The organism is Pseudomaricurvus hydrocarbonicus (assembly GCF_011602365.1).
In the GTDB taxonomy this organism is placed as follows: Bacteria; Pseudomonadota; Gammaproteobacteria; order Pseudomonadales; family Cellvibrionaceae; genus Pseudomaricurvus; species Pseudomaricurvus hydrocarbonicus.
Genome location: NZ_JAAONZ010000017.1, coordinates 18,664 through 32,300 on the forward strand (window position 1 = coordinate 18,664; position 13,637 = coordinate 32,300).

The 13,637-nt window shown below is 53.2% G+C and carries 8 protein-coding genes and 1 pseudogene; 3 read left to right on the plus strand and 6 right to left on the minus strand.

The genetic code is table 11. The annotated features are described in order from the left end of the window. Nucleotides 1–13 precede the first annotated feature (13 nt). From G8770_RS18095 to G8770_RS18110, 4 genes are all read right to left on the minus strand, one after another. Nucleotides 14–820: an SDR family NAD(P)-dependent oxidoreductase gene (locus G8770_RS18095; RefSeq protein ID WP_167190205.1), complete on the minus strand. Its 807-nt coding sequence runs from the start codon at nucleotides 818–820 to the stop codon at nucleotides 14–16. A 226-nt stretch (nucleotides 821–1,046) separates the two neighbouring features. After that, entirely contained in the window at nucleotides 1,047–2,045 is a 999-nt protein-coding gene (locus G8770_RS18100) for an alpha/beta hydrolase (RefSeq protein WP_167190208.1), read from the minus strand. A gap of 284 nt (nucleotides 2,046–2,329) precedes the next feature. Beyond that, nucleotides 2,330–4,993, minus strand: a complete 2,664-nt coding sequence (locus G8770_RS18105) for a TonB-dependent receptor domain-containing protein (RefSeq protein WP_167190211.1) — start codon at nucleotides 4,991–4,993, stop codon at nucleotides 2,330–2,332. 143 nt (nucleotides 4,994–5,136) lie between these two features. Then, on the minus strand, nucleotides 5,137–6,426 hold the full coding sequence (locus G8770_RS18110; RefSeq protein ID WP_167190214.1) for a DUF1214 domain-containing protein: 1,290 nt from the start codon (nucleotides 6,424–6,426) through the stop codon (nucleotides 5,137–5,139). Between the two features lie 340 nt (nucleotides 6,427–6,766). Between G8770_RS18110 and G8770_RS18115 the strand changes: the two genes are divergently transcribed. Then, complete coding sequence (locus G8770_RS18115) at nucleotides 6,767–7,723, plus strand: helix-turn-helix domain-containing protein (protein ID WP_167190217.1); 957 nt, start codon at nucleotides 6,767–6,769, stop codon at nucleotides 7,721–7,723. Between the two features lie 148 nt (nucleotides 7,724–7,871). Here the strand turns inward: G8770_RS18115 and G8770_RS18120 are convergent, their stop codons facing one another. Beyond that, complete coding sequence (locus G8770_RS18120; RefSeq protein ID WP_167190220.1) at nucleotides 7,872–8,681, minus strand: sugar phosphate isomerase/epimerase family protein; 810 nt, start codon at nucleotides 8,679–8,681, stop codon at nucleotides 7,872–7,874. 520 nt (nucleotides 8,682–9,201) lie between these two features. Between G8770_RS18120 and G8770_RS24245 the strand changes: the two are divergent. Both G8770_RS24245 and G8770_RS18125 read left to right on the plus strand, forming a co-directional pair. Then, nucleotides 9,202–9,357: pseudogene (locus G8770_RS24245) on the plus strand (IS3 family transposase); the annotation flags it as partial. 788 nt (nucleotides 9,358–10,145) lie between these two features. Further along, nucleotides 10,146–11,540: a matrixin family metalloprotease gene (locus G8770_RS18125; RefSeq protein ID WP_167190222.1), complete on the plus strand. Its 1,395-nt coding sequence runs from the start codon at nucleotides 10,146–10,148 to the stop codon at nucleotides 11,538–11,540. Nucleotides 11,541–12,010: 470 nt separating this feature from the next. Here G8770_RS18125 and G8770_RS18130 read toward each other — a convergent pair whose 3' ends face one another. Continuing rightward, entirely contained in the window at nucleotides 12,011–13,579 is a 1,569-nt protein-coding gene (locus G8770_RS18130) for a glycogen synthase (protein WP_167190225.1), read from the minus strand. Nucleotides 13,580–13,637 lie beyond the last annotated feature (58 nt).

Here is a 13,637-nt window from a genome sequence, read left to right on the forward strand (position 1 = left end):
CGTTTGACGATCTTTACAAGACCGCACGGACCTGACCACCGTCAACCCGGTAATTGGAACCGGTGACAAATCCCAGCCCCGGACTGGCCAACATACAAGCCACCATAGCGACTTCATCCGGCATACCCAGGCGACCAACCGGCGGCAGATCGAACACTTTTTCGTTGGCCAGACGCTGGGTGATCTCTTCAATGGACATATTGGGGTCGTTGTAGCGGCCGCGTGCAAAGCGAATCAATCCATCCACCATGATCACCCCCGGCGTGATGGTATTGACGGTAACGCCCACCCCTTTAAGCGAACCCGCCAGACTGACGGTATAATTATTGAGTGCTGATTTTGCCGCAGAGTAGTCAGTCCCCAGGTTATTCGGCTGAAGCGCAACCGCACTCGATACATTGATAATGCGACCAAATTTCGCGTCCACCATCTCCCGTGCAGCCTCGTGCACCATGCGCACAGCACCCAGTGCATTAGCGTGATAATTCGAGACAAAATCTTTCGCGCTGATATCCAATGGCGGTTTTGACGTATTGCCGGTCGAACTGCCGCCCGCGTTATTGATCAGGATTTCTATATTGCCGCCCAGTACCTTTCGCGCCCCGGCATGCACTTGAGCCGCTCCTTCGTCAGTGGAGAGATCACCAATAGCAACCCCGGCGGCGCCAATACGCTCTGCCACTTGCTCGGCTCTTTCACGGTTGCGGCCATGCACCACCACTACCGCACCTTCTTCACTCAACATACGGGCGGTGGCCTCACCGATCCCACTGCTACTGCCGGTCACCAGCGCACGCCGCCCTTTCAGTTGTAAATCCATGCTGCCTCTCTCGCTTCAGTTATTATTGGTGAAATTCTTACCTCTCAGCCGTTAACACCTGCCAACAGGCAAATAACAGAATGGCACAGCGGTGAAGATACTGCCTATTCCCATATGGGAAGGGTACGCACCTTGCCCCAGCAGCATTCAATTCTTCTAAAGAAATTAAGGTCTTTTAAAGAGTCTTTCTAAAGAGACACCCACATTAGTACTCTTGTGGGTCTTGTTAGGAACTCGATGGGTGGTCTTCAATCCCCCAAGCACAAAGGGTAAACCGCCGGCACTCGGCCATGATCTCCGCGTCTTCGGGGGCTCCGGCTCCCATAAAGCCGCCGTGCGGACTGGCCTCATTCACATGCAATTCGGCCGCCACGCCGGCGCGACGCAGTGCCCGGTGCATTCGCACGGTGTCGGAGAGCAATAAATCCCTGGTCCCGGTCATTAAAAACGTGGGCGGCCAAGCCGCGGTAAACTCACCAAAGAGGGGTGAGACATAGGCCGTGGTCGGATCTTCCTTGCCCGCGTATTGAGCGAGCTCACTTCCCCCACCGTACAGGTTCACATCGAGGTAGCGGTTAGTCTGACAACTGTCACCCGAGAGCGTTATATCAACGGCTGGCGTCAACAACAACAGGGCCGCCGGCGGCGGTAATCTTTCGTCGCGGGCCCGCAACATCAACGCCGCAGCGAGGTTACCGCCAGCCGACGAACCCCCGACCACAAGGTCCGATGCGGAGTACTGCGATAACACTTGCCGATACGCCGCCACACAGTCATCCAGCGCGGCAGGGTAAGGATGCTGAGGCATCAAGCGGTAGTCCACGGCAAAAACTTCGGTGCCATATTCCATGGCTCTCAACACCGCCAGTAAGCGGCACATCTCGCCGCCACCGGTGATAAAGCCACCACCGTGAATGTCCAGATACGCGACTTCAGCACGACGTCCGAGCCGGCTCTCAGGCGTTACCCGGTAGAGCTTGGCGTCGCCTGGCAAATCAATGATTTCGATACTTCCCTGGAAGCCGGCGGCGAGTGGCCGTAAAAATTCAAGTGCTTGGCTTGCGCCTTCTGTAACTGAATCCGATTGCGACGTTTTTCCAGTGCCAGCTTGCACGGCTACGCGACTTGCCGCCGCTGCAAGATAGGCCTGCCCTTGCGGGCTGATCGACTTGGGCACGGGGATAGATTGTGGCGGTAATTCCAGTGCGGTTTCGTCGTTTGACATAAATGCTCCTGTGCTTGAATTGACCTCGAACATATCGGCTGCAGGGTATTGGCGGGCCGCTGCAACCGCGCCGCCCAACCCTTCATCAAAGCCCCAAAACTTTTCTTCCAACTGCACCCCAACGACATGCCAAGACGTTGCCGTGTGTCTGTTTGCCTTCAGGGACACGATGCAGTCACCCTCGATAAAAAATCAATGAAAAAAGAACCCCGGCCAATGAAAGCCGGGGTTCTTGTTGAGGTTTGACCGAGCCAGAAAAGGCCCGGTTTATGGTGGATTACGTGTTAAAAGAATGACTTGGTCAGGCCCACTTTGAACACGCGCCCGATGGTGAAGCCTGAGTAAGGCAGGTTCTGCCCACCCTGGCGCCAAATCGGGGGCTCTTCGTCCAACACGTTGTCTACATTGAACCGCAGCGACAGGCTATCGTCAAAGTCGTAACCGACAAACAAATCGGTCGTCAAGAAACTGTCCACCGATGTTTGACCCAACTCAGCACCCGACACATCGAATCCATTGGTGTATTTCAGAGACACTCTCGCCTGAATATTGTCTCTGGCCCAGGATACGGTACCGGCCACCGCCAGGTCAGAGACGCCTTCTTCCAGATTGTCTATCCAGCCATTGCCATCGTTGATATCGAGTTTGGTCTGATAGTTACCGGACACACCGTAAGCCCAAACACCAATATTGGTACTGTGCTCATAGCTGACCGAGAAATCGATGCCTTGCAATAACGCCTGATCGGTGTTGGTCGAACGACGATCTACGATAACACCCAGCTGGGTAACGTCCAGGTCAGCATATTGATCAGCATTGTCGACGATAGCCAGGAAAGCATCCACGTCAGCCTGAGTGGGGTTGAAGATAAACTTATCAGGGTTGGCCAGAACTGCGGATGCCAGCTGTGGATCAGGCGCCCCCAAAATCTGATCAAACTTGATGTCATAGTAGGTTGCACTCAAACGCAAACCTTCCAGCGGAGTAATCTCAAAACCAGCCGCCCAGGTTTCTGCCGTTTGTGGTTGCAAAGTCCCGGCAGACGCTCCGGTGATCTGTAATACGTTACTGCGCCCCGGATCTCTCACACCAAGCGGGTCAGGAACACCTACAGCGGTATTGTACGTCAGGTTGCGAACCGTCGCCTGAGAGAGTCCATCAACCGCCGTTGGCGCATTAAAAGACTTGCCCCAGTGACCAAACACCGTGGCCCATTCAAACGGCCTAAAGCTAAAACCAATATTGGGATTGGTGGTTTTGCCAAAGTCACTGTAATCATCTGTGCGTACCGACAGTGACAGGTCTAACATGTCTAGCACAGGAACTTGCACTTCAGCAAAGAACGCCTTGATGTCACGGCTGGCATGCCGATAGTCAATTGAACCGAGCTCGCCAATCGCCGTTTCACCCTGATGTTTGCGGGCAGTGTCCTGAGAGTATTCTGCACCTACCGCCATGCGCACCTCTCCGGCAGGCAGTTGCAGCACCGCACCATCGGCAATAATACGAGCCATAAACAGTTCTTGCACGGTTTTAGCCCCAAACTCATAATCCAGAATGTCACGGATTACATCAGGGTCTGCGGCGGCCACATTCGCCGGGTCAAAGTCACCGCTGGCGTAATAGTCCAGCATGGTCGCGCGATTGCTCAGAGGATCAACCGACGTCGTTTCGGATCGTCCGTAGTGGAATGTCTGGCGCAACTGCCAGCCATTTTCCATATTGACGATAAATTCCGGGGAAAAACCCCAGGTTTTAAACTCAATTTCCATATCCCGATTGCTATAGGCTGAGTTAGCACCATAGGAAAAACCGACAGCGGGAACATCATAGGTATTGCCAAGTGCCCCTGGCGGTATGCCTAAAGCTGTCGGGCTATCGCCCTCAATAGAGTCACCCAGAGGATAGCTGGTGAAGACAGTGGTTCGTTCGGAATAATAGCTTTGCATATTAAACGCGACGTTATCATTCAAGTTCTGACTGATGCTGAACCAAATGTTGTTCCTATCCTGCTCGGGCAGTAACGTACTCGCATCTTTCGCAGCGCACGGCTCACCCACGGGCGTAACCTTGACGCCGAGCGATGATGCCAGGGGATTGTCCGTCCAACCTGCGCCATAACTGGCCCAAGTGGTAACGGCGCCGACCGGAACCAGACACTCTGTGTCGTTGGGAATTACGCCAGACGTCGTCCACTCACCCCGACGGGCCCAGTCACGATCGCCATTGACAAGGCCTTCGCGCTCGTTATGACTTATTGACAGCAACGCTGAGCCGTTTTCCCAATTGGTTCCTCCGGTCAAGGAGAGGTCCGCTGTGTCGTAATCATCACCGCCACCATAATTGAGATCAATCTCGACGCCATTGTATTCTTTCTTGGTAATGAAGTTCATCACACCACCGACCGCATCGGCGCCGTACAGTGACGAACCACCATCGGTAATGACTTCGACGCGCTCGATAATCGCGCCAGGGATGATATCGGGATCTATCGATGCCTGATCCAGACCAATCGGTGTGATTCGGTGGCCATCGACCAGAATCAGTGTGGTGGAACCCGAAGCCGAGTTAAAGCCCGGCAGGCCACGAAGGTTGGGGCGGTTAATGACCGTTTGCGCAGCCCCCCGAGGATCCAGTTCCGCACGGGTATTAAAGTAATTGTTGACCTGGGGAATAGTGGCCAAAATTTCATTGGTGGTGACAGCACCACTGGCGGTGATGTCACTACTGTCCACACCGATGGGCATTGATCCGGTAGGTTTAATACCCCGAATAAAGGTACCGGTCACAATGACTTCTTCGATGGTTTGTCGAGATTTTCCGTCAGTGACGGTCTCGGTTTCCTGAGCTAATGCCATTGCCGGAATCAAAGCCATTGAAGCGGCCCCGATCGCAAGAGATAGTGCATTGCGCTTGAGTGGTACTATAAAATCGTATTGCTTTTTCATTGGTCAATCCTCAAATTTTATTATTTTTATATCTAAATTTTGACGTTCTGGATTACATAGCCATAAAAATACTCCTTACCTCCTCACAGCATTCCACGCTTAAACATGAGCCATGTTGGACCGAGCCAGCCCATGGCATTTCATTACCAATGTCGTCTTAGCTGATACGCAGCACGTCGTTCACGAACTATTCGCTGGCGCTCCGCCGCCGTCACAACGAGTGTTTCAGGCGGCAAGTAATCACGTACCTTTTCCACTGCGACTTTTTTCACCACTGGCATGGGCTGATAGTTGCAATGGGTCCAGCGTCCCTGCACCACGCCGCGTTGATAACCACCGGTATCCAGCCAATTTGGCACCCCGGGATCTAATCTGGAGATCACCACGCGCAAGACACCATCTGCATCCGCAGCAGCCTGCGACTCATTCAGGCTGCTTTGATTGTTGTACCAGTCGAGGGTTTGGTATATATCGTTGGTGAGAATCACAGAACGGTACTGGCAATGTTCCGGTTGAGTGGCTTCGATGATCAGCGCCTCATCATCCTGCAGATCAAAAGCCCCTTCGTAATAAAACTGTCCGTCCAGGCCACCGCTTGTGGACACGTCCAACACCTTGAGTTTATTCACGTAGCCCTGCGCCCGCAGCTTGCTCGCCTGGTCTACAAACATGGTAGACATGAACGCCGTCATCATGGGCAGACGGCGCAATCTCGCTTCCATGGTCTCGGCGGATGGTCTGGTTCGCCCCACCGGGATGTCGATGCGTTCGATGGTAATCGCCGGGTCGATCTGCGCCTGCCAGTCTGAGCTCACCTGACGCAACATGAGGCGATAGGTTTTCGGGTGCAATGGCCACCAGTCGCCGCGATAGCCTTGCGGCTTATCAACACTCAGCAGCACATCGAACTGACCGTCGTCATGGGTTTTCAGCGTGTCCAGATACAAGTAGTTACGTGTCGGCCCCGGGTGATCACCTTCACTGCCCGGGTCTGCCGGAGACGGTCCGACCTGACCAATCACACTCATCGTCAAGGTGCCGGGATAACCTCGCAAACGATAAACACCGCCGGGCGCAATCTCCGCAGCCTTGTATATCGTATCCGCATTGGGTTGGCCCACATTGATCAGTTCGCCAATACTGGGCAGAAAAACCGGATGATCGCCATCCGCGCCCAGAGTGCTGATGGCGGACATGGTCAGGGCCTGCAGAATCAAACGTGCCACTTCCTGCTGCACCTGAGGATCATTGCGCAGCTCAGCCGGCAACTTATTCAACGCGGCAACGGGCAACGCCTGCAACTGTTGAATCAGTGCGTTCCAGCCGGGTATGGCGACGGGCTGCGCCTCGGATTGAGCGTGCAGCTCCTCCGCAGCGAATCCCAACGACAACAACAGCGCCAGGGAAGTTTTGGCCAGTAAATTTCTGAACATTATTTTTATTCTCATTGCAGACCGGGTGATTTTTCTCATTGCAGATCTGATAGATCCAGGCCGGTCGTCTATTTCCTCCTGAATGCCGCAGCGTTCAGGAGGTTCTCTTAGAATATCCATAGACGTCTGTCAGATTATGGCGGAATGCCACAGCGCTCAAGTCAGATAGTTTTGTAAAAACGCCATTCTTTGCTTTGCCTGACATTTTCTTTATAGTGGTGTTGTGATCCTGCCCTGGTGGACTCGCCAGCTTCATTGCAATATCACAAAGAGCTGCACAAGACACTGGCTGTGCCCCGGTGAGGCACCAGCCGCTAATAATAAGTCCGGACAACCGGGCATGACACAGAGCATCATCAATGTGACTGGACAACCGCAAGCCAATGCCGACCGCGCCCTTGTGCAAACCATGAGGCCGGCCGAACTCACCTCCCGTTTCAACCCCGGAAACTGGCTAGACAGGCGAGAAATTCACACACAAAACTTTTCCGCGGTCAGCGGTAGCTATGAGCGCTCCGCGGCCATCACCGGCAGTTGGCATTCCAGTGCCGTCCACTTTCTGGATATGCGCCTGGACGTACGTCCTCAAGCCTCCCGTGGCTGCTTTGAAAACGGCCACGATGAATACCTGCCCATGGGTGAAATTCTCTTTGTTCCCTGTGGTCAACGCTACCTGGGTAATGGTGGCACGGGCACACAGCGCAACCTGTTTGTGTTTCTCAAAGCCGGCCAGCACGCCGATGAAAGTGAGTTTTTTGCAAAGCAGATAACGCCCACCGTACTGCGTGATTTTCTCGACCTGCGCAACGTGCGCATCCGTTATCTGATGAAGCAGATCGCGCGCGAACTCTACCAACCGGATTTTGCCTCGGAGCTGATTCAGGAGGGGATGGGCGCCATTTTGCTGGCCGAGCTAGTGCGGCAATTGCACCATCAGCATGACCCGGTTGAAGGCCGGGGACGCTTATCCCCCAGGGCCATGCGCCTGATTAAGGAGCGGGTTATGGACGGCAAGGGGGCACCGTCGTTGAGCGAACTGGCCTCGCTGTGTCAACTCAGCCAACGTCACTTAATGCGTGCCTTTCGCGAGGAGACCAGCCAGACCATCGGTGCCTATATCAAACAGGTGATGATGGACAAAGCCGCCTATTTATTGCGCTTTACAAACCACCACATTGCCAGCATTGCCCACGATGTTGGGTTTATGAACGCGGCGGCATTCTCCACCGCGTTCCGGCGGGCTTTTGGCAAATCCCCACGAGAATTCCGCGAAGCCTGCCGCGCCCGCATATCTTAACCCACCTCACTACGTTCTTGAGCAACCAACCACTCTTCGTTCATGGGAAAAGCAGCTATCCCTTCCTGGAAAAAGTATCTATACGTTCTGAGAAGGACAACCTATCGACAGGTTCCTGTCGGATGAAAGCGGCTGGTCGTTTTTTCCGTCACGGGCTCATTAAGGCTCTGGCAGCCTCAACGCATTGCTGCAGCCACGCAGCGGGGTGGCCATCCAATTTGGCCTGAGCCAGATTGGGAATTTCCAGACTCACCACCCCCTCGTCGGGAACAGCTGCCAGAAATTCTTGCAGAGGCAGTTCGCCTGCGCCAGGCATTTTTCGCTCGAAGGTGGCTTCGCGCATGTAATCCGGATTCTGTGCCACGGCCAGTGCGTCACTCAACTGCACATAGCCAATCAAATGTTTGTCGACAGCAGCCAACTGCTCCGCACTGCCGCCAGAGCGAAAAAAATGCATACTGTCAACCAGCAGCCGTAAATTCGGGTGCGCAATCTGCTCAACCACTTCCAGAGCCGTCTCCAGGCTGTCGATGGTGAGCCCGGGCGCAAACTCGACCGTGGCAGCCATGCCTTGCGCGGCTGCCATCTCGGCAAAACACCCTAGCTGTTCAACACATGCCTTCAAATTCGGGTCCATGCCAACGGTATTAACCCGAGTTGCCCCCAGCTCGGCCATGAGTTCCAGATCTTGCGCAAACGCGGACACATGGCGGCCTTCGCGAATACCAAAACCTTCGCCCAATGAAATTGTGACACCGGTATCCTGCAATGCGGCTTTAACTTCCGTGCGCAGTTTTTTATTGTCTCTTAACGACCAGGGCTCAAAGTTATACACAGGCACGGGAAACTGAGACAGGCCCAGAGAAATATTCAAACAATTCAGATCCGCAGCCAATTGAATAAATTCAACCGGTGGCAAATCAAAAATACTCAGCAGTTCGATACCCAGTTTTTTCATTCTGTGCTCCTGTTGTTCTGCTTATTGTTGAAATTGCTGTTGTTATTATTATCTTGATAGATTGATAACACAGAAACCCAGAACTAACCAGAAAATCAAACCCCCTCATCAGGACACTGTTTCTTGAAACAGCCGTGACGGCGATTGGCTAGGCAAATGTCTTCGCTCAGGCGATTTTCCGCACCCTGCATGTAGAGCTTAGCCAATTGTTCCGCACCGTAATTTTCGTTATAAAAGGTTGTTGATTGCACTCAAGGACTGAGGCCTGCCAACGCCTCGCAAACAGCTCACTTCCTCTCAAGCCACACCTTATTACCACTGCGTGTCTCGCAGTGTCCGCTGCAGTTACAAGTATGGCCGGGATGAACTGGGGGAAATAACTACGAACATCGCAGGCAGTATAGCGAAGACCGGATTCTGCAATTGTCAGAAGTATTCGCTCTTGGCATCTGTGCCTATGCAGTGATGACCATCCACTATCATGTGGTGCTGCATATTGATGTTGAAACGGCGGACTGCTGAAATCAGTGAGACCTGTTACCGCTATCAGTCTAAACTCAATAGCGAGAATGCTGAGATTACCGGCCGGTTAACCCGACTAACCCATAATCAGTACCACTGGGGTTTTGGGCTCTGTTACTTGTATCTGAGGAACGTCGAAGGCTATGGCTGGAACCAAATAACGGGGTCGGACCGATTGAGGCGAACTGTTTGCAGCTGCCGATGGTTCGTTACAATTAAAGGTGACCGTATTTTGCCCCCCCCCCGTCTTTCCCCCTAACGCTTTCCGCCGCCCGATCCCCTTTTGCGCTGCCTGGAACTTCGCTCAGTGGCTGTTTCAAGCTCACGAAGATTTCAATACCCCTGTCCCCATTGATCGGTTTTTTAACGATTCACTGTCAATATTTTTTACAACGATCGAAAAATCTCCATCCACCAATCGCTAACCTTCTGATTTTATTGAGGTGGCACAAAATTTGCGCGAAGCTTTTTTTGAGGCCACGCTAACGCAAGGAGTTTTGCCGTGGCTGTTGCTGTGTTGATAGTACAGGTGATGCCCAAGCGTGCTTCGAACCGCCTGATGTTGAGCCTTGATTGAAACCCAGCAGATGAAGGCCGGCAGCGGGAGTATTGCACTTGAGCGGTGACTCGGCTTTGTGGTTTAAGCCCTATTCCGTGCTTGTGGCCTTATTCAAGCTGTCGTAGCCATGTGCCATACACGACTTGCAACAGTCATGGCTTTATCAGACCTTCAATAACGGTGAAGAACCTGAATGCCGCGCCTCATGTTGACGAGATACTGTTGTGTACTGCGTCGCTTACCCCACGCCCGCCGACCGTATTGTTCAAAGGTTAATGCATGGATAGTCTCTTAGTTAGTAGCGGAAGAACGCAGACGGCATAGGAACCATTAAAACCATCAGATCGATGACATTGATACGCAGTCAATAAGGAAGCGCAACAATGGATAAGCCAGCCCCCTTCAAACGCACTCAACTGTATTACGAAATAGAAAATTTCCCCAACAAAACCAGCTTCACCCATGAGCAAGTCCGCAATATTTTTTCCCGGGCGTTTGCCAAGTGGTCAGCGATTTCACCGTTTGAATTTAAGCAGGGAGCGATCAATGGCAGAAAAGCGGACATTGTCCTTCGATTTGGAGGCGTAGGGTCCAACAAGGAAGATGTGGCTGCCGAAAAGAAAGGCACCGACATCACGTTTTCAAACAACATCACATGGCTGGACTTTCACGATCTGTATAAGGCCAAAAACTGGAGCCTTGTCGCTGCATCTGCATTTACTTTACTGACATTGGCAGCACGTGGCATTTGGGAACTGGTTGACCAACTGGATAAATCCCGAGCTGATTTATATTCTGTGGCGGTGCACGAAATAGGTCATGTGCTTGGCCTCCACCATGTAGGCGGCAAGAATTCCATTATGTACGAGAACCTGGACTATGACAGACAGGTGAACTGGCACACCAAGTCGTTACCTCAAGAAGACATGCAGTCTCTCATCAAAATTTACCCCAAATTCTTTTCTGAGTATTTTTTGAAAAACAACAAAATCAACTGGTTTGATCGGGGTGGTGAACACCTTAAAAAGATTTCGATTGGTAACGACGATTCGATTTGGGCGGTTAACGAAAAGGGTGAGTTGGGGTTGTTTTCTTCGTACCATGTGACGTATCAGGACGACAAAACAACCTGGTTTTTTGGCACCGGAATCCATAACATTAAAGACATAAGCTGTATCAGTGCGATGTGTGTGGTTTTAGTGAACAATGCCAATAAAATTCTGATTTACGATCACACCAAAAAAGAACAACACACTATTGATGTTAATTTCAACGTTGTGAAGGCCGCCGCGACCGGTGAAGTGGTCTGGGCGATCACGGACAATGGCAAACTGGCCAAGATTGTGGTCGGGGAAAGTGGCAGCCTGGACCTCAGCATTGACCGTTTTTTTCTCGCTGAAATTGTAGACATTGACGCCTCCGTCACCCCGGAAGGGATGGACACCCTGGTGGTTTTAAATAAGGATGGCGATGCCTTTCGCAAAGTGAGAACAAAAGACGACGATCAAAACTGGCGCTCTGATTTTATCAAACCAAAAGGCGACATCAGGTTCAAAGCCGTGTCGGTGGGGGCTGACGGCTGTCTGATGGGAGCGTCTAACAGTGGGAAAGTCTACCGCTGTATTGCGGGAGAGAAAGAGTGGTCTGAGGTCGCCACCAAAAATTTTTCCGCCATCGCCATGTCCAAAAAAGACAATTTGTGGGGCCTGGACAATGGCAGGGCTTACAGCACAATTTATGTCATGCCCACAAACAATGTCGATGCGCCAGGCCATTAATAAAACCTGCATGCCATCGTACTGGCGTGAGCTATCCAATGCAGCTGACGATCCACCGGGTAACCTCAAAGCGCTCAGCGTGGATCTGCGCCCAAATTCTTTTCCAGCTCTCGAAGAGTTCAATGCATTACCACTCAAGCCACGCCTTATTACCACTGCGTGTCTCGCAGTGCCCGTCGCTGGCATCGACGATAGAACGCCTGAATCAAGTGTCTGCGCCTGGTGTTTTCGCACGTGTTGCCTAAAGCCGACTTCTCGGCATTGCTGCCGAGCTGGTTGCCAGTGGTTATCCCATCCGTGCTTTGTTGATCAGCCTAAAATCTTTTTCTGTCTTTGTCTTTATGCCCTTAAATAAGTTGTTCATTCAACTCTGGAAACTGCACGGCTGCTATCAGCATAGACACTATGAACGCGCCCGTCGGCGAATCTCAAAGTCCCTGGCCGACAGAGCCGTCCTCTTTGTTAAAGACTTACCGATAGAGTTTTTCGACGTACTCCCTGGCAATGGTCGACCACAAAAAACGGGTGCTGGCGGCCTGCTCGCACAACTGCTGCCACTTTTCGGCATCGCTGCGGAACAGCTGCAAGGCATCGGCAAAGCGCTGGATCAGGCCATCCTGTTTGGCTTCGGTGTTGGGGCCGTTAAAAGCAAAACCGTTGTAGCCATCGGTCACGGTGTCCACCAGACCACCCACATGGTGCACCAGACAGGGCTGCCCGGCACGCATCGCCAGCATCTGACTGATGCCACAGGGCTCGAAGGAGCTCGGCATCAGGAACAGATCACCACAGCTGTAAATGGCGTCCGGTAACCCTTCGGAGTAACCGCGCAGGAACAGCAGGTTGTCGTAGCTGGCCATGACTTCGGTCATCTGCTGCTCGTGTACGGGATCGCCACTGCCCAGCACCACCAGCACCCCAAAACCGTGCAACTGTTCGAGCAGGTATTCAAGGATATAACGCCCGTCTTTGCGGCCAAACAGCAGGCTGACCTTCTGGTCGGTCAGTCGACCGACCGAGGTGACCACCATATCCGGTGGCTGTGTCAGCCAGCTGTTGCGCCACTGATCGAGTCGGCGCAGAGCCATAAAGTAGCCGCTGTCCACAAAGGGAGTCTGCACCAGCCACTGTTGCAGCTGCTGGTCGATCAGGGCGGTGAGGGCTTCCAGCTGGGTCGGGGCAGCGGCGGTTGAGGGGTAATCGCAACCGTTGAGGATACCCACCAGCCGATGGCTGGCCGCCGCGGAACGCAAATCATCCTCTAGCCCCTCGCCCCCCACAAAGCCGTACTGGCTGTTACTGGGGGCCTGGATTTCACGGGCGTAGGTGGGCGAGACCGCCTGCACCTTGTCACACAAATTGATGCCGATGCGCATGGGGTTGATGCAGTCGCCGTAGCGGGGATCCTGTACGGCGAAGCCTTCGAGCGTGCCGGCCGTCAACTCCGGGAACCAGCTTTGCAGCGAGGAGTCGTGACCCGCCTGCGGCCGAATGCCCTGCAACGACAGGTTGTGAATGGTGTAGACCAACCGGGTTTTCGCCTGGGCCCTGAACTCGGGATGGCAGCGCAACAGCAAGGCGACCAGCGCCGTGTGCCAATCGTGCAGGTGCACCACATCCAGATCGCCCCACAGCTGCTCTTTCAGTCCCTGTGCCACCGCGGCACAGAACAGGGCGAACTTGGAAGCATCGCGGGCAAAGGGGCTGTCGGCGGGATCGTCACAGTAGATTCGGCCCGGCTCGCAAGGTGAAAACAAGGGGTGATCCAGCACCCAGCAGCGCAAGTTGTTATGCACCGGATGGCGGGCAATATGGAACAGTTCGACATGTTCACTCACCCCGCCGAAAGTCACATCAACCGAGCCCACACGAATGGCCTCGGGCATGTGGGAAAAACGCTGATAACCGGGTATCACCACATCCACTTCATGCCCCTGTTTCGCCAGGGCCTGGGGAATGTCACGGATCACGTCGCCGATACCACCCACCTTGCCGCCGGGCAGTGCACCGTTTTCCGCTGCTACCATCAAAATTTTCATAAAACCATCAGCCAGTCATACGGCCTGTGGCCGCGCTTTTTATTATTCGTCAATTGGT

Bases quoted from the DNA above. Each gene is read 5' to 3' on its own strand.
- G8770_RS18095 (WP_167190205.1), bottom strand. From the start codon at position 820: ATGGATTTACAACTGAAAGGGCGGCGTGCGCTGGTGACCGGCAGTAGC.
- G8770_RS18100 (WP_167190208.1), bottom strand. From the start codon at position 2,045: ATGTCAAACGACGAAACCGCACTGGAATTACCGCCACAATCTATCCCC.
- G8770_RS18105 (WP_167190211.1), bottom strand. From the start codon at position 4,993: ATGAAAAAGCAATACGATTTTATAGTACCACTCAAGCGCAATGCACTA.
- G8770_RS18110 (WP_167190214.1), bottom strand. From the start codon at position 6,426: ATGTTCAGAAATTTACTGGCCAAAACTTCCCTGGCGCTGTTGTTGTCG.
- G8770_RS18115 (WP_167190217.1), top strand. From the start codon at position 6,767: ATGACACAGAGCATCATCAATGTGACTGGACAACCGCAAGCCAATGCC.
- G8770_RS18120 (WP_167190220.1), bottom strand. From the start codon at position 8,681: ATGAAAAAACTGGGTATCGAACTGCTGAGTATTTTTGATTTGCCACCG.
- G8770_RS18125 (WP_167190222.1), top strand. From the start codon at position 10,146: ATGGATAAGCCAGCCCCCTTCAAACGCACTCAACTGTATTACGAAATA.
- G8770_RS18130 (WP_167190225.1), bottom strand. From the start codon at position 13,579: ATGAAAATTTTGATGGTAGCAGCGGAAAACGGTGCACTGCCCGGCGGC.